Origin of the sequence: Corynebacterium sp. ACRPF (genome assembly GCF_022347395.1) — a bacterium.
In the GTDB taxonomy this organism is placed as follows: domain Bacteria; phylum Actinomycetota; class Actinomycetes; order Mycobacteriales; family Mycobacteriaceae; genus Corynebacterium; species Corynebacterium tuberculostearicum_D.
Genome location: NZ_JAKRNB010000004.1, coordinates 36,728 through 51,958, shown reverse-complemented (window position 1 = coordinate 51,958; position 15,231 = coordinate 36,728). Strand labels below are relative to the sequence as shown.

13 protein-coding genes are annotated in these 15,231 nt (G+C 61.0%); 4 read left to right on the top strand and 9 right to left on the bottom strand.

Features of this window, described 5'->3' with window-relative positions; all coding sequences use genetic code 11:
* Positions 1-3 precede the first annotated feature (3 nt).
* Positions 4-837, top strand: a complete 834-nt coding sequence (locus MHX61_RS02750; protein ID WP_239192307.1) for an aldo/keto reductase — start codon at positions 4-6, stop codon at positions 835-837.
* A gap of 86 nt (positions 838-923) precedes the next feature.
* Here MHX61_RS02750 and MHX61_RS02745 read toward each other — a convergent pair whose 3' ends face one another.
* Complete coding sequence (locus MHX61_RS02745; RefSeq protein ID WP_198491950.1) at positions 924-1,397, bottom strand: ribose-5-phosphate isomerase; 474 nt, start codon at positions 1,395-1,397, stop codon at positions 924-926.
* A 116-nt stretch (positions 1,398-1,513) separates the two neighbouring features.
* Between MHX61_RS02745 and MHX61_RS02740 the strand changes: the two genes are divergently transcribed.
* A complete protein-coding gene (locus MHX61_RS02740) occupies positions 1,514-1,918 on the top strand; it encodes an MFS transporter (protein WP_239192304.1) in 405 nt (134 codons plus the stop codon).
* Here MHX61_RS02740 and MHX61_RS02735 read toward each other — a convergent pair.
* On the bottom strand, positions 1,915-2,538 hold the full coding sequence (locus MHX61_RS02735) for a DsbA family protein (RefSeq protein ID WP_239192301.1): 624 nt from the start codon (positions 2,536-2,538) through the stop codon (positions 1,915-1,917). The two genes, MHX61_RS02740 and MHX61_RS02735, sit on opposite strands and share 4 nt — an antisense overlap.
* Positions 2,539-2,635: 97 nt before the next feature.
* On the opposite strand from MHX61_RS02735, the gene pepN reads away from it, so the two are divergent.
* Positions 2,636-5,152, top strand: coding sequence for an aminopeptidase N (gene pepN / locus MHX61_RS02730; protein WP_239192298.1), 2,517 nt, complete (start codon positions 2,636-2,638; stop codon positions 5,150-5,152).
* Here pepN and MHX61_RS11370 read toward each other — a convergent pair.
* From MHX61_RS11370 to MHX61_RS02695, 7 genes are all read right to left on the bottom strand, one after another.
* Complete coding sequence (locus tag MHX61_RS11370) at positions 5,149-5,928, bottom strand: GntR family transcriptional regulator (RefSeq protein ID WP_239192295.1); 780 nt, start codon at positions 5,926-5,928, stop codon at positions 5,149-5,151. The genes pepN and MHX61_RS11370 overlap by 4 nt on opposite strands.
* A gap of 75 nt (positions 5,929-6,003) precedes the next feature.
* Complete coding sequence (locus MHX61_RS02720; RefSeq protein ID WP_204611133.1) at positions 6,004-6,720, bottom strand: SDR family oxidoreductase; 717 nt, start codon at positions 6,718-6,720, stop codon at positions 6,004-6,006.
* 65 nt (positions 6,721-6,785) lie between these two features.
* Positions 6,786-8,000: an alkylhydroperoxidase domain protein gene (locus tag MHX61_RS02715; RefSeq protein ID WP_239192292.1), complete on the bottom strand. Its 1,215-nt coding sequence runs from the start codon at positions 7,998-8,000 to the stop codon at positions 6,786-6,788.
* 29 nt (positions 8,001-8,029) lie between these two features.
* Positions 8,030-9,652, bottom strand: coding sequence for an ABC transporter ATP-binding protein (locus MHX61_RS02710; RefSeq protein WP_239192289.1), 1,623 nt, complete (start codon positions 9,650-9,652; stop codon positions 8,030-8,032).
* Positions 9,652-10,464, bottom strand: a complete 813-nt coding sequence (locus MHX61_RS02705; protein ID WP_005324024.1) for an ABC transporter permease — start codon at positions 10,462-10,464, stop codon at positions 9,652-9,654. Before MHX61_RS02705 ends, MHX61_RS02710 begins: the two co-directional genes overlap by 1 nt.
* Positions 10,461-11,474, bottom strand: coding sequence for an ABC transporter permease (locus MHX61_RS02700; RefSeq protein WP_239192286.1), 1,014 nt, complete (start codon positions 11,472-11,474; stop codon positions 10,461-10,463). The genes MHX61_RS02705 and MHX61_RS02700 overlap by 4 nt, the downstream gene beginning before the upstream one ends.
* 3 nt (positions 11,475-11,477) lie before the next feature.
* Entirely contained in the window at positions 11,478-13,133 is a 1,656-nt protein-coding gene (locus MHX61_RS02695) for a TIGR04028 family ABC transporter substrate-binding protein (protein ID WP_239192284.1), read from the bottom strand.
* Between the two features lie 202 nt (positions 13,134-13,335).
* Here MHX61_RS02695 and MHX61_RS02690 point away from each other — a divergent pair, with 202 nt between their 5' ends.
* Positions 13,336-15,204 (top strand): FAD/NAD(P)-binding protein, encoded by a 1,869-nt coding sequence (locus MHX61_RS02690; protein WP_239192282.1) that lies wholly within the window; start codon positions 13,336-13,338, stop codon positions 15,202-15,204.
* The last annotated feature ends 27 nt before the right edge of the window (positions 15,205-15,231 follow it).

The following is a 15,231-nucleotide window of genomic DNA, read 5'->3' as shown; positions in this document are numbered from 1 at the left end:
CGCATGAGCGTACCTAACATCACCCTTAATGACGGCAATACCATCCCGCAGCTGGGCTTCGGCGTATTCCAGATGGATCCGGATGAGACCGAAGAGCTGGTAGCCGAGGCCCTGCGCGTGGGCTATCGCCATATCGATACCGCTGCTATCTACGGCAATGAAGAAGGCGTAGGTAAGGCTATTGCCAAGTCCGGCATTCCGCGCGAGGAACTTTTTGTCACCACCAAGCTGTGGAATGACCGCCAGACCGATGCCGCCGCAGCTCTTGATGAGTCTTTGGACAAGCTCGGCCTAGAGTATGTAGATCTCTACCTCATCCATTGGCCGACCCCGGCGAAGGGAACCTACGTCGAGGCCTGGCAGCAGCTCATCGAGTTGCAGAAGCAGGGCAAGGCAAAGTCCATCGGCGTCTCCAACTTCGAACTCGAGCACCTGGACCAGCTGGAGCTCAAGACCGACGTCAAGCCGGCGGTCAATCAGGTTGAGCTTCACCCTTACCTGCAGCGCTGGCGCGAGCTGGACGCCTTCCGCGCCCACACCGTCGCTATCGAGGCATGGGGACCTTTGGGGCAGGGTAAGAGCGATATTTTGGATGCCCCCGAGGTCACCGACGCCGCTGCGGCGCACGATGTCAGCCCAGCGCAGGTCGTCATCCGCTGGCACCTGCACAATGGCGTCATCCTCTTCCCTAAGTCCGCCACCCCCTCGCGCATCGCGGAGAATTTCGACGTCTTCGGCTTTGAGCTCACCGAGGACGAGATGTCTGCCATCACCGCCTTGGATGAGGGCGAAGAGGGACGTGGCGGTCCGCACCCGAATGACATGAATGACGCTTAAGCCTTAGCGCCTTGGCCGAACCGGCCGAACCACACGAATAAACGCCGCGGAACCAGCTTTGATCCGCGGCGTTTCTTCTGCGTTGCTTAGGCCTCCGGCAGCTCCGGGGCGATGCCGGTGCGCTCGTATTCCGCCAAGATGTCGATGCGGCGCTGGTGGCGCTCCGCGCGGGACCATTCTTGGTCTAGGAAGGCGTCGACGATTTCCAGTGCCTGCTCCTCGGTGTGCATGCGGCCACCGATGCCGATGAGCTGGGCATTGTTGTGCTCGCGGGCAAGGCGGGCGGTCTCTGCGGACCACGCCAGTGCGCAGCGAGCACCCTTGACCTTATTGGCAGCAATCTGCTCGCCGTTGCCGGAGCCGCCCAGCACGATGCCCAGGGAGCCTGGGTCATTGATGGTGCGTTGTGCCGCTTCGATGCAAAAGGCCGGATAGTCATCCTCGGCATCGTAGGTATGGGCGCCGCAGTCAATGACTTCGTGGCCCTGCTTGGTGAGGTGTTCAGCGATCAGGTTCTTGGTTTCGAAACCTGCGTGGTCTGCTCCTAGATAAACGCGCATGGCCCATATCCTACCGGCCCGTCGCGCCTTGAGGAGGCTTAGCGCCCACCCTGTTTCGTATTACATTGTCCTGATAAGCTCGCGGGCAACCACTATCGCTATAAAGGAGGAAAGCCATGCCTATAGCCAAACCAGTCCTCGCGCTCTACGGCGGGAGCCTTCTCGCCTGCATCATCATGCTTGGTGTTCAGGTTTCCGGCGGCGGAGGCTTCCTCCTCCCGCTTATCGCGTGCATTCTTGCCACTTTGGCTCACCTGGGCCTGGGAGTGTGGTGGATTGCGCAAAAGGTGCGCGGTAATCCGCGGGCCAACGGGGGCGCGATTGCGGCGGGTATTATCGCGCTTCTTGCCGGTGCCTCGTGGGCATCCTGGGCACTGGTCGCGTGGGACGACTTTCGGGCTGGCATGGAACTTCCCTCTATCAATATTGCGGGTCTGCCGGCATTCATCTTGACCCCGCTGACCATCGCACTGTGCGTCGGCGCTGCGATTCAGCTGCGCCGACGTGAAAAGACCGCTTAGTTCTCCTCTACCTGCGGCATCTCGGTGCGGGAGCGCTTGAGCTCGAAGAAGTAGGGGTACTGGGCAAGGCGCAGGGAGGCGTCGAAAAGCTCGCCTGCTTCTTCCCCGGTAGGAATGCGGGTAATGACTGGGCCGAAGAAGGCGGTCTCGCCAAGCTTGATAACCGGGGTGCCTACCTCATCGCCCACAGCGGAAATGCCGTTATGGTGGTACTCGCGCAGCTTCTCATCATAGTCCTCGGTATTGGCTACCTCGGCGAACTCGGCGGGGAGGTCCACCTCCGCTAGGGCCTGGGCGATGATGTCATCATAAGCGCCAAAACCGGTGCGCATACCGTTGCCCTTGGCGTGAATCAGGGTGCCCATTGCGGTGTAGAGCTCGTCTACCTTCTCAGGGCGCTCGGCCTTGGCCTTGGCAAAGACGCGGGCTGGGCCCCAGTTAGCCTTCATCATGTCCATGTAGGTGGAGTCAAGATCGCGGCCGTCATTGAGGACGGACAGGGACATTGGCTCGAATTCGACCTCAATGTCGCGCACCTTTTCTACCTCTTTAATCCAGCGCGAGGTGGCCCACGCGAAGGGGCAGGATACGTCGAACCAGAACTTTACTGCGTCAGCCATGAATACTCCTTTGATTGAAAAAGTTTGCCCCACCAGCCTAGGTGCACGACTACTGTGGATGCAGAACTATTTTCGGCTTAGAAGGAGAATATAGGCCATGACCTCTATAAACCTGACTCGCGAGGAAGCGGTTCAGCGCTCCCGAATGATCGAGGTGGACCACTACGATGTCACTTTAGACCTCAAGTATTCGGACACCCACTTCTTGTCCACCACGAAGGTGAGCTTTACCTCGCGGGAGATCGGCTCCACCTTCATAGATCTGCGCGCCGAGGAAATCCATGAGGTACGCCTGAACGGAAACCCGCTGCCTACGAATTCTTATAACCCCACCTACGGCATTCCACTGTCTGGCCTCCAGGTAGCCGATTACACGCTAGAAGTCACCGCGAAGATTCCGTATTCCCGCACCGGCGAGGGCCTGCATCGCTTTGTAGACCCCGCCGATGAGAAGGTCTACCTTTATACCCAGTTTGAAACCGCCGACGCCAAGCGCGTATTCGCCTGCTTTGATCAGCCCGATATGAAGGCCACCTACGCGCTGCATTTCAAGGCGCCCGAAGAGTGGACCATCATCAGCAATGGCCCGATGAGCTGGGAAGGCGATGTAGCCAGCACGGCTATTGACTACCCACTATCGACTTACCTGGTGGCCCTGTGCGCCGGCCCGTACCATGAGGTCACCGATACCTGGCGCGGCGAGCTGACCGCGCACCCAGAGGGCAAGCCGGACCAGAAGCTCGAGGTGCCACTTGGCATTTACTGCCGCGCTTCGCTCGCCCACGCACTGGATGCCGAGCGCCTATTTACTGAGACCAAGCAGGGCTTTGATTTCTACCACCGCAACTTCGGTTTCCCCTACCCCTTTGGCAAGTATGACCAAATTTTCGTGCCGGAATTCAACGCCGGCGCGATGGAAAATGCCGGCTGCGTCACCATCCGCGATGAGTACGTCTTTACTTCCCAGGCCACGCACTATAAGTACGAGCGCCGCGCCGATACCGTCCTGCACGAATTGGCGCATATGTGGTTCGGTGACTTGGTCACCATGCAGTGGTGGGACGATCTGTGGCTCAATGAGTCCTTTGCCACCTGGTCCGCCGCCATCTCCCAGGCAGAGGAAACCGAATACGATACTGCATGGGTGACCTTTGCCAATGTGGAGAAATCCTGGGCTTATCAGCAGGATCAGCTGCCGACCACCCACCCGATTTCCACCGATGCCAGCGATATCGAAACGGTGGAGCAAAACTTCGATGGCATCACTTACGCCAAGGGCGCTTCGGTACTCAAGCAGTTGCAGGCTTATGTCGGCCGCGACAACTTCCTGGCTGGTGTGCGCCGCCACTTCGCCGCCCATGCATGGGGCAATGCCACCTTTGATGATCTGTTGCGCCACCTGGAAGAGGCCTCCGGCCGCGACCTTTCCTTCTGGGCGCAGCAGTGGCTCAAGACCTCCGGCATCAATACGCTCAGCGTAGCGCTCAATGCGGATGAGTCCGGCATGATTACCCATGCTTACCTCACCCAGGGCGGCGATACCCTGCGCACCCACCGCGTGGCGGTAGGCCTGTATAACCTGCAGGATGGCAAGGTGGTGCGCACCGATCGCATCGAAATGGATATTGATGGCGCTTCCACCGAGATTCCAGAGCTCATCGGCCGCCAGTTGGCAGACATTGATTTCCTGCTGCCCAACGACGATGACCTGACCTATTGCCTCATCGAGCTGGACGCGGGTTCCCTGCAATTCCTGCTGGATAATATTGATAAGTTCGCCGATCCCATGGCCCGCACCCTGTGCTGGTCTACCGCTTGGGAGATGACCCGCGCCGGCACTATGCGCGCCCGCGATTTCATCCAGCTGGTTGCCCGCGGCATGCAGGCGGAGACGGAGCTCGCCGTCCTCGAGCGCATTGTCTTGCAGGCGTCTAGCGCGCTGAAGAACTATGCCGATCCACAGTGGGCCGCCCAGAGCACCCTGCTTGCCGACGCCCTCCTCGACGGCGCCCACAGCCCCGATGCCCAGCGCTCCATCATCTGCATCCAGGCACTGGCGAAGATTCGCCTGCACGATAGTGCGCGCGACTATCTGCACGGCGTGCTCGAGTCCTCCGCGGATGCGGGGCTGCGCTGGTCCGCACTGGCGGCACTTGCCGCCGATGGCGCGGTAGAGGACGTCCCCGCTGCCGCGGACGCGCAACTCGAGCGCGATAATTCCGCTACCGGCTACTACTCTTCCCTGCGTGCCCGCGCAGCCGTGGCAACCGCCGAGAACAAGCGCGCGGTATGGGAAGAAATCGTGGCGGGAAATCTCACCAACCGCGAGCTCACCTCCAAGCTGGAAGGCCTGCTCTACCCGCATAGCGATGAATTCCTGCCCACCGCGGAATTCTTCGACATCGCGGAAAAGGTATGGTCTTCCCAGTCCTCCGAGGTAGCACTGACTACCGTGACGGGACTCTTCCCTTCCTGGGATATCACGCACAAGGGCTTGGACCGCGCCGATGCCTTTTTGAAGAAGGATCTGCCGGGTGGTCTGCGCCGTACGGTCACCGAGCAGCGTGACCGCGTGGCCCGCGCGCTGCGCAACCGCCAGGTCGACGCTAGCTAAGCCGGCTTTCCCGCGCCGTTGCCCTGGCCCGGTAGGGGTTGCGGCGAGGGATCCTCACCCAGGATCACCTCGACGTTGGCGATATCAGAGCGCAGCGACTCTTCAATATAGGCAAAGACCGCGCCCGATTTAGTCTTTAGCAGCCGCACAAACCGAAGCAGTGGGTGTGACCGGCTCACGTGCAAAAGTTTCTGCTCTTCGGTGCGAGCGGTAGCGGCACGCATGCTCTCGCGCTTAAAGACGGGCTTGAGGTTGTAGCCAGCCAGGATTTCCATAATGGGCTCGCGCAGATCGTGCTGATTGAGATCGGGAGCCATATCTACCGGGATGGTGTAGCGCGAAAGGATGACGGGCTTGCCATCGACGGTATAGAGGCGCTTGATATCCCACGCAAAGGTGGAATCGCTAACGCCCAGTACCGCTGCTACATGCTTGGGCACGTGGGCCTTGTTAACGGAGACCACGCGCACGGCGGTGTCGTGCCCGCGCTCTCGCAGCTGGGTGACGATATTGTCCTTGTTGGTCAGGCTCAGTGTAGGGGGAACCGTGCGCACGTAGGTGCCGCCACTGCGCCCGCGGCGGCGGTCAATGAGGCCTTCTACTTCCAAAATGTCTAAGGCATGGCGCACGGTCATGCGCGCGACATGGAATTCCCGGACCAATTCGCGTTCGGTAGGAAATTTCTGACCGGGTTCTAGTTCGTTGCGTTCGATCTTGTCGCGTAGGGCATCCGAGATACGGAGATAGGCGGGCCGTTTTCGGCTTTGGGAAGTCACAGCCCCCGAGTGTAATGGACACCCCTGGAGACCAACCCCATTAATGTGTGATGTCCATTACCACAACTTGCGTTCCTACTTGCGCAGATGTAACTCGATTCGCGGCCTGACCTGGATTTCCGTCAGCTGGGTGGTGGGGCCTGCCTCTACCACGGTACGAATGGCACGAGCCACCTCAGCCGGGGCAATGACCTGGGAGGGATCATAATCCTGCAGACCCTTCAGCATCGGGGTATCGGTAGGCCCCGGAGCCACCGTGGATACGCGGATACCCGGCTCAGAGATGCGCAGTCCATCGGCGAGTGCATACAACGCGTGCTTGGTCGCCGCGTAGATGACGTTATCGCCGTAGCTGTGGCGTCCAGCGCCAGAGTTGATAAAGACCACGGTGCCTTCCGCTTTGCGCAGCTGCGGCAGCAAGGCGCGGGTGAGCTCAGCAGGGGCGTGCACGTTGAGGTCCATGTGCGCGCGCCAATTTTCCGGCGTGGCTTCCTCCACCGAGTACTTGGTAGCCCGTGCGGCCGCGTGGACGAGCACGTCCACACGGTCTAGCTCCGGCAGCTTCATACCTTCATCGAGGCCGGCGACGAGGTCGATGGCCACCGGCGTAATGGAGTCCGATTCGGGCAGTTCCGCCGCGCTACGGCCCAGTGCATACACGTGGTAATCACCGGCCAGGTCAGCGATGATTTCGCGGCCCATGCCGCCGGTAGCGCCGGTGACGACGGCGACCTTCTGCGGGGCTTCGCTCTCCGAGAGTGCTGGTGCGGTGGCGTTCTTTGTATCAGTCATGCCGCCCCATCATAGGGATCCTTTGCTCTAAGCGTCGCACCGAACCAGTCACCGGCGGTAGCCGATTAACGGAAGCGCTTAGGCACGTCCGGCTGGCCCAGGGTGAGCATCAAACGATTAGCCCAGTTGAAGAAGGAGGAAGCATAAATCAGGTCCAGGATGGACTGATCATCGAATCCGGCCGCACGCAGGTCTGCGCATAGGGCCGCATCGAAGGCAAACGGGGTTTCCGTCAGCGCCACTGCGGCGCGACGGATAAGGTCCCATTCCTTTGAGCCAAGGTCGGCGTCGATGCCCTCGTCCAAGAGGCGGTCTACGATTTCACGGTCGCCGCCTTCCTGGACGCACCGCGCCTGGTGCACGGAGGCACAGTACTCGCAGCCGTTGTAGCGCGAAGCCACAGTAGCGGCGAGCTCGCGGTCCGCACGGGAGAGGCCGCCCTCGGTGTTATAGAAGATGTCCAGGTCAGTCAGCGTGCGCGCCTTCAAGGCCGCAGGGTCGCGGGCAAGCAAGCGGAAGTACTCGGAATCGATGCGCTCTGGCTTAATGAGGGCATCGGTATGCACCGCGGTGAAATCCTCCTTCGCCAGCGCCTCTACCCAGGGCTTCCAGCCCAGGGAGTGGTTGGCAAAGCGATCAGGCAGCACGGTATCGGGCTGCAACGTAGTCGCAGTAACCTCCCAACCCGGATCGGCCACGCCGGCGGCGCGCTCGGCTGCGGGGTGGGATGCGGGATCCTCGCCAGAAAGTACACGCAGGCCGTGGACCACGCGCAGCTGGAAGGCCAAAAATGCCACCAGCTGGGACAGGCTGACGATATCCGTGGCGGACCATCCTGCGGCATCGAGGTGCCCGATGGCCTGCGGGGAGGCATCCTTGGGGTGGAAGGCCAGAAGGTGCGCCCAATCAAAGGCCGCAGCTAGGCGCGTGCCCAGCGCGGCTTCCGCTGAGGTATCGCCGAAGATAAGGAAATCACCCTGGTGATACGGGCCGGTGGACACGCCGCGCTGGCTCGCGGCGCGCACGGCGGCAACAAGGTCCTCGTCGGCCTCATCTTCCAGCAAGTCGAAGTAGAAATCCGCAGCCTCGCTCGCTTGGTAGATTGCAGCGGTAAAAGCCGCAACGGCATAGCGCTCCGTATAGGAGAACTCGCCTGGTTCTGCAGGCTCGAGCAAAGCGCTAAAGCTCAGTTGCGCATTGTCCTGCGCATCATGGCGCGCACGGCGCAGCTGTTGCACCTCGGCGCTGGCGTGGGAGAGCTCATTAATAATGTCAGTCATATTTTCAGTCCAACCTTTCTGGGGCGCGGTTATAGCCCCAAGTTTAGGTCTCCGGCACGATAGCGGGAGCCGGGGATGGCGTCAATTAGTTGGCGCGTGTACTCGGTTTCCGGATGCGCAAAGACCTGCGCGGTAGGTCCGGATTCCACTTGCGTGCCGTGGGAGAGCACGGAAACGGTATCGGAAATTTGATTAACTACCGCCAGATCGTGGGAGATGAAGATATAGGTAAGCTCCAGCTCGCGCTGCAGCTCGTCGAGCAGCCGCAGGATCTGCGCCTGCACGGTGACGTCGAGCGCGGACACGGCCTCATCGAGCACCACGAGATCGGGTTCGATGATCATGGCGCGGGCGATGGCCACGCGCTGGCGTTGACCACCGGAGAGCTCGCGGGGGCGCCGGGAAGCCATGGAAGAATCCAAGGCCACCAAATCAAGAAAGTCGCGTGCTTTGGCACGCGCATCACGTTTGGAAGCGCCGGTGAAATTGCGCACCGGTTCGGCGATGGTATCGCCGATGCTCAAGCGCGGATCCAGCGAGCCAAACGGATTTTGGTAAACCATCTGGATAGAACGGCGCAGCTCACGACGGCGCTTGCCACGGGCAGAGCTAATGTCTTCCCCGCCCAAGCGAATGCTGCCGGAGGTGGGCGTGCTCAACAAGGAAATGGCGCGGCCGGTGGTGGTCTTACCGGAGCCGGACTCCCCCACCAATGCATGGGTGGTTCCGCGGGCCACGGAAAAGTTGATGTCTTCCACCGCGGTGAAATCCCCGAAGCGTTGGCTCAGCCCCTCCACCTCGAGCAAGGTTTCGCGTTGTGCGGGCGCGGCGGCCCGCACAGGAGATGCGGCCTGGGAGGAAGTGGGGGCGGTGAGCGAGGGGGCGTCGGCAAGCAGGCGCTTGGAGTAGGCGTGCTGGGGGTCGGTGAGGACGCGGGCAGCAACGCCCGACTCGCGGACGGTACCCTTTTCCATCACCACGATGTTATTGGCACGGTCGCCCGCCACGGCCAGATCATGGGTAATGAAAAGGATGCCCATGGTGAGCTCTTCGCGCATCTCATCCAGGAGGTCCAGGATGATCTTCTGCACGGTGACATCGAGCGCGGAGGTGGGCTCATCGGCGATGATGAGCTCCGGCTCCAATGCCACGGCCGCGGCAATGAGCACGCGCTGCTTCATGCCGCCGGATAGCTCATGCGGGTACTGGTGATAGCGGCGCTGCGGATCATCAATGCCCACGCGCTCCAAAAGCTCCAGTGCACGCTTCTTCCGGGAGGCCTTATTGCCCTGCCCGTGGATGGCCATGCCTTCCTCCACCGAGGCACCGATGGTCTTGAGCGGGTTAAGCGAGTTATTGGGATCCTGCGGAATCAGACCGATGCGGCGACCGCGCAGCTCCCGCCATTGCTTTTGAGAATATTGGGTCACGTCCCGGCCGTCGAAAGTAATGGTGCCGGAAACGATCGACGCATTGTCTGGCAGCAGGCCAATGGCGGCCATGGCGGAAGTGGACTTGCCGGAACCGGACTCGCCCACGATGGCGGTCATTTCGCCAGGGTTTACCTCGAGCTCAATGCCGCTGACCGCTTCTACCTCACCGTGCGCGGTGCGGTAGGTAATGGATAAATCACTAATGCTAAGCAGGGACATTAGGCCGCCTTTCGCAGTGTCTGGCTAAGGTGGTTGGCCGCGAGGACCACGGCGACGATCACAATGCCCGGGGCGATGGTCAACCAGCCGGCCGTGGCGATGTAATCGCGCGATTCAGAGATGAGAAGACCCCATTCCGGGGTTGGGGGCGGTGCGCCATAGCCCAGGAAGCCTAGGGTGGCTAGCTGCAAAATGGCCAGGCCGAATTGCAGGGCTGCTACAGCGAAGACCGCGGTGAGTGAATTGGGAAGAATATGGCGCACGAGCACCTGGAAGGAAGAACCGCCGGACCCATAGGCGGCCTCGACGAAATCGGAGCCGGCAACGCTAAGCACCTGGGAGCGTGCAAGGCGCGCAAAGGTGGCCACGGAGGTGATACCTACGGCGATGGCGGCATTGAAGATGCCGTGGCCCAGCACGATGATGACGGACAGGGAGAGCAGCAGGCCGGGGATGGACAGCAGCACGTCCACGATGCGCATGATGACGGCATCGACCCAGCCGCGGCGCACGCCGGCGATGATGCCCAAGATGGTGCCGACGATGAGGCCGAAAAGAACGGCCAGGAGCGCGCCGAGTAGGGATTGGCGCGCGCCATAGACCACGCGGGTATAGAGATCGCGGCCAACGGCATCGGTGCCGAACCAGTGTTGGAAGCTGGGTTGCAAGAGCGCCGTGGTGTCCCCGCCCTGGTTAGGGTCCTGGGAGGTAAATAGTTGGGGGAACAGCGCGCAGAGCACCGCCAGGCCCAGCACAATCAGCGAGATGATGGTGCCCGGGGTGAGCTTCAGCTGTGTGGATTTAAGCTTCATGCTTGGACCTTCTTCTCGTTCGTTGCGGTGGTATCGGCGGTGGTGGCAGCGGTGGCGGAGCTAGATACGGTCTCGTGCTCGCGCTCGCGCAGGCGCACGTCAAGCACTGGGTAGAGCAGGTCCACAATCAGGTTGATAAGGACAAAGACGGCGGCGGCCAGCACCACAATGGCCAGCAGCACCGAGGTATCGCGGTTAGCCACCGCATCTACGGTCAGCGCACCGATGCCGTGGCGGGCGAAGACCGCCTCCGTCACCACGGAACCGCCGACGAGCTCACCAAAGGTAAGGCCGGCCATGGTCAGCGCCGGCAGCAGCGCATTGCGCAGGACGTTGCGCCACAACAACCAGGCACCGCTAGCGCCCTTGGCGTGCACCACCTGCACGAAGGACATATCCATGACCTCATCGATGGAGCGCAGCAGCACCTGCGCCAGCGGTGCGGCCACGAAGATGGCCAGGGTAATGACCGGCAGGATGAGGCTTTGGGCGTCGCTCGCGCCAATGACCGGTACCCAGCCCAAGCCAAAGGAGAAAATCTGGATCAAAATGATGCCGATCCAGAAGGTGGGCAGGGAAACCATCACGGAAGGCAGGCTGCGGAAAAAGCTGCGCAGCCAAGAAAATGGGCCAAAGGTGGAGACAATAGCCACTAGGAAGGCCAGGACCACGCCTACGAGGAAGGCGAAGACCGCCAGCGCCAGCGTGGAGGGAAGGGCATCTGCCAGCATCTCCGATACGGCGGTACCGGTGGCGACGGAAAAGCCAAAATCACCGGTGAGGAATCCGCCGAGCGCGCTGAAGTAGCGGCTTAAGATCGGCTCATCGGCACCATAAACCTCGCGGATGGCGGCCAGCTGCTCGGCGTTGAGCCCCAAGTTGGGGTTGTCATAGCGGGTCGCGACGGCGTCACCAGGCAGTGCCGCCAAAAGGATGAAAGAAAGGGTAAAAGTTGCCCAGATAACGAGCACGGCTTGGCCGATGCGCAGGGCAATAGTTTTCAGACTCATGGTTTAGTCCTCCCCTTCTGCGGGGTTGATGTCTACCGCATAGAACGATGGGCGTCCGATGGCCTCGGTGCTAAAGCCCTCGATATAGGGCTGGAAACCATAGACCTGCGGCTCTTCAAACATGGGCAGAATATAGGCCTGTTCGGACAGGTAGTCCTGCATGCGGCCGGTCATGGCTAGGCGATCCTTTTCACTGCTGAGGTCGAAGTAATCCTCCACCAGTTTCTGCAGTTTCTCATCGCCAAAGCTATCGGTCTTCTCGTCATAGTTGAGGAAAGAATTGCGCCCGGTGCCATCCAGCCACGTGGCTAAGGTGTCCACATTGGCACGGCCGGTCATGGTGTGGCGTACCTGCACGGTGTCTTGGTCCTTCATGGCCTTTTGCTGCGCAGAGCGGTCACCCGGGTTGAGGTTGGCCTCGATACCGACGTTCTTGAGCATCTCTTGAGCCTTGGTGAACATCTCTTTAGAGCGCGGCTGTGGGACGGCTTCATTGAAGGTCACGGACAGGCGCTTGCCGTCCTTTTCGCGAATGCCATCTTCACCTGGGCGCCAGCCGGCCTCATCGAGCAGGCGCTTGGATTCTTCCGGATCGAAGGCATAGTTCGCGGACTGATCCTTATAGCCAATAGCCGTCTTGGCCAGGATCGATGTTCCCTTGGGGTAGGAATCAGAAAAGAGGGTGTCCAGGATGTTATCGCGGTCAATGGCATGGATGATGGCCTGGCGCACGCGCTTGTCTTCCAAGAGTGGATGGCGGAAGTGGAAGTGGAAGCTATTGTTCACGCCACGAGTGGGGGCGGCAAAAATCTGCAGGTTTTGATCCTTCAGGTGCTTCTCATCGGGGGCTTCGATCTGGCGCGCGACATCGGACTGGCCGGCTACAAGCGAGCCCACACGCACGGAGTCTTCGGCCGCAAGCACGATATTGATGCCCTCGATATCGGCCGGGCCTTGGTGATCCTTTCGGGCCGGGGGCGCCCAGTCATAGTCCTCGCGCTTCTTGAGCACCAGCTTGGTGCCCAGCTCTTCTCCCTCAATGACGAAGGGACCAGAACCGGAAATCGCGGTGGCATTGCCCGGCGCGAAGCCGGTGTCATCCAAATCCAGGGTGGCATTAGAAAGCAGGCCCTGGTTCATCACGGAGGTGGACTGCGGGAAGCCCGGGGAAGGCTCGCTGAAGTAGAACTTCACCGTGTAGTCGTCGATGACCTCGGATTTTTCATAATTGGGCAGCTGCTCCGATGGAGTGAGCATGCGATCTTCGTCGCCCAGGGCATAAAGGTCATAGTTCTTCTTCACGTTCGCGGCATCCAGGCGGGAACCATCGGAGTAGGTCACGCCCTTGCGAATCTTGAAGGTGAACTCAGTATTGTCCTTGTTTGCCTTGGGCATCTCCTCCGCAATCCACGGGTGCAGCTCGAGGGTATCCGGGTCCTGCCAGAGCAGGCGGTCCGTGATGTTATTGAGCACACCACCGTTGGGGTAATAGCCGCCGGAGGGCGGATAGAGGTTGTTGAACATATTGGGCTCGACATAGGTGACCATGCCATCTTCCGCGGCGTGGGAAGTAGAGGCGCACGAGGTAAGCGAGAGAGCTAGCGCGCCGCTGGCCAGGACCGCGGCCACGGGCCGCAGGAGCCGAGAAAGTTGCTTCATAAAAGCTCGAGTTCCTTTAAGTCTTAAGTAGTACTCGCCCATTAGACCACACTCATACCCCCAATTACAAGACTGGACGGTCTACCGAATTACCTGCCAAAACGGCGCCATGACAAGAATACCGTAGACCGACTAGTCTATTTTATTCTAACTGCCAGGTCCGATGATCCTGAAAGGGCCTGAATGTGGCACGATAGGAGGTATGTCTACTCCAGCAATCGCGATCGTCGGCATGGGCCCACGCGGCATTTCCATCTTGGAACGCCTCTCCGCCCGCATGGACGATTCCAGCGACCCCATTACCGTCCACCTCATCGATGATGCCCAACACGGCGCCGGCCGCATCTGGGAAACGGATCAAACCAAGACTCTGTGCATGAATACTCGCGCCGGCGCAGTCACCCTCTTTACCGAGCCCGGCTCCACCGTTGATGCCCCGGTGCTCGAGGGACCCATCCAGTACGAATGGATTCAGCTCCTGCGCGGCGATGGTGAGAATATCTCCGCCGCCAAGCGCGAGCTTTTTGAGCAGCACCCTCCGGCCGCACATATTGCCCAGGACTACCGCGAAGAGCTCGCGGCAACCCGCCCCGAATCCAACCCTTCGCGCGCACTGTACGGCGAGTACCTGCGCTGGGTCTATGACGTGGTCATTGCGCGCCTGCCCAAGAGCATTTCCACCGTGAATCACTTCAGCCGGTTGGAGACCATCGCCGAGGACGGTCACCAAGACGTCCTCCACCTAGCTGATGGCTCCGAGGTGCGCGCCGATGCCACGGTACTGGCCTATGGCTGGATGATTCCGGAATACACCGAACAAGAAAAGCAGTTGGCCGCTTCCGGTTTGAACTGGATCGCCCCTAATAACCCGGTAGAGCAGGACTACGCCGCCATTCCGGGCGGCGAGGACGTGCTGGTGCGCGGTCTGGGCATGGGCTTTTATGACATCATGGCGCTGACCACCATCGAGCGCGGCGGCACATTCGTAGAGGATCCTTCCGCGCGTTCCGGCCTGCGCTATGAGCCTTGCGGCCAGGAGCCCCACTTCATCATTTCCTCCGGCCGCGGCTACCCCTACCACCCCAAGTCCGAATACGGTGAGCTGCCGCCTACCATGCCGCGCCGCCGCCTGAAGAATGTCATTGCGGAGCTCAGTGGCACCCAGGACATCGACTTTGACGCCCAGGTTTGGCCCGCCATCGCGCGCGATAGCTACGAGGCCTATATCACCACCTTGGAACGCGTGCGCCCGGATTCCCTCCTGCGCCCGCGCGCGGAAATCCTCGAGGTCATCGATGCCACCGCCCCCGATGAGCTGGGCGCAGCCATTGCGCCCATGGTCACCGAACCATGGGACATGAACGCTCTCATGTACCAGATTGCCGGGTTTACCGGGGACATCGCTGAGCTCACCGAGCACATTGCCCAATCCATGGAAGGCGATATTCGGGAGGCCGCCGCCGGCCACGACTCCCCCATCAAAGCCGCGCTGTGGTCGCTTTCGCAATCGCGCAAGCCGGCCTCCATCCTCGGCGCAGAGGGCCGCTACACCCGCGAGTCTCGCACCGGCCGCTACGGCCAGGTCATGTCCTTTGGCCAGATGATCGGCTCCGGCCCGCCGCTCTTCCGCGTGCGCCAGTTGCTCGCGCTTGTCGATGCCGGCCTGGCCCACTTCCTAGGCGATCACCCCACCGTGTCCATCGAGGCTGATCACTTCACCTTGACCTCCGGCCCGCGCTCGGCTTCGGCGCCCACGCTTGTCGACGCCTTTATGCACCGCCCCGACATCCGCACCGCCGGCGATGCCATGACGCGCTGCTTGGTGGATTCCGGCCGCGTGCGCCCCTTCCCCGATCACGGCCAGCCCACCGGTTCGCCGGAAACGGATGGGGCCACCCGCCGCACCGTCCACCCAGACGGCGAGTTGGATGCACGCCTGCATATCGTGGGCATCCCCACCTATTCCCAGTGGCCGGACACCACCATTTCCCCCATGCCGGGAACAGACCCGCTCATGCTGCAGGAAACCGACAAGGCTGCCGGTTCCCTCCTCGCCGTGGTGCGCTCCTAGCCACCGCACCTGCGCTATGGGCCCAGT

What these genes read in the sequence shown, in the direction of transcription:
- MHX61_RS02750 (WP_239192307.1), top strand. Translation starts at nt 4, where the DNA reads ATGAGCGTACCTAACATCACCCTTAATGACGGCAATACCATCCCGCAG.
- MHX61_RS02745 (WP_198491950.1), bottom strand. Translation starts at nt 1,397, where the DNA reads ATGCGCGTTTATCTAGGAGCAGACCACGCAGGTTTCGAAACCAAGAAC.
- MHX61_RS02740 (WP_239192304.1), top strand. Translation starts at nt 1,514, where the DNA reads ATGCCTATAGCCAAACCAGTCCTCGCGCTCTACGGCGGGAGCCTTCTC.
- MHX61_RS02735 (WP_239192301.1), bottom strand. Translation starts at nt 2,538, where the DNA reads ATGGCTGACGCAGTAAAGTTCTGGTTCGACGTATCCTGCCCCTTCGCG.
- pepN (WP_239192298.1), top strand. Translation starts at nt 2,636, where the DNA reads ATGACCTCTATAAACCTGACTCGCGAGGAAGCGGTTCAGCGCTCCCGA.
- MHX61_RS02720 (WP_204611133.1), bottom strand. Translation starts at nt 6,720, where the DNA reads ATGACTGATACAAAGAACGCCACCGCACCAGCACTCTCGGAGAGCGAA.
- MHX61_RS02715 (WP_239192292.1), bottom strand. Translation starts at nt 8,000, where the DNA reads ATGACTGACATTATTAATGAGCTCTCCCACGCCAGCGCCGAGGTGCAA.
- MHX61_RS02710 (WP_239192289.1), bottom strand. Translation starts at nt 9,652, where the DNA reads ATGTCCCTGCTTAGCATTAGTGATTTATCCATTACCTACCGCACCGCG.
- MHX61_RS02705 (WP_005324024.1), bottom strand. Translation starts at nt 10,464, where the DNA reads ATGAAGCTTAAATCCACACAGCTGAAGCTCACCCCGGGCACCATCATC.
- MHX61_RS02700 (WP_239192286.1), bottom strand. Translation starts at nt 11,474, where the DNA reads ATGAGTCTGAAAACTATTGCCCTGCGCATCGGCCAAGCCGTGCTCGTT.
- MHX61_RS02695 (WP_239192284.1), bottom strand. Translation starts at nt 13,133, where the DNA reads ATGAAGCAACTTTCTCGGCTCCTGCGGCCCGTGGCCGCGGTCCTGGCC.
- MHX61_RS02690 (WP_239192282.1), top strand. Translation starts at nt 13,336, where the DNA reads ATGTCTACTCCAGCAATCGCGATCGTCGGCATGGGCCCACGCGGCATT.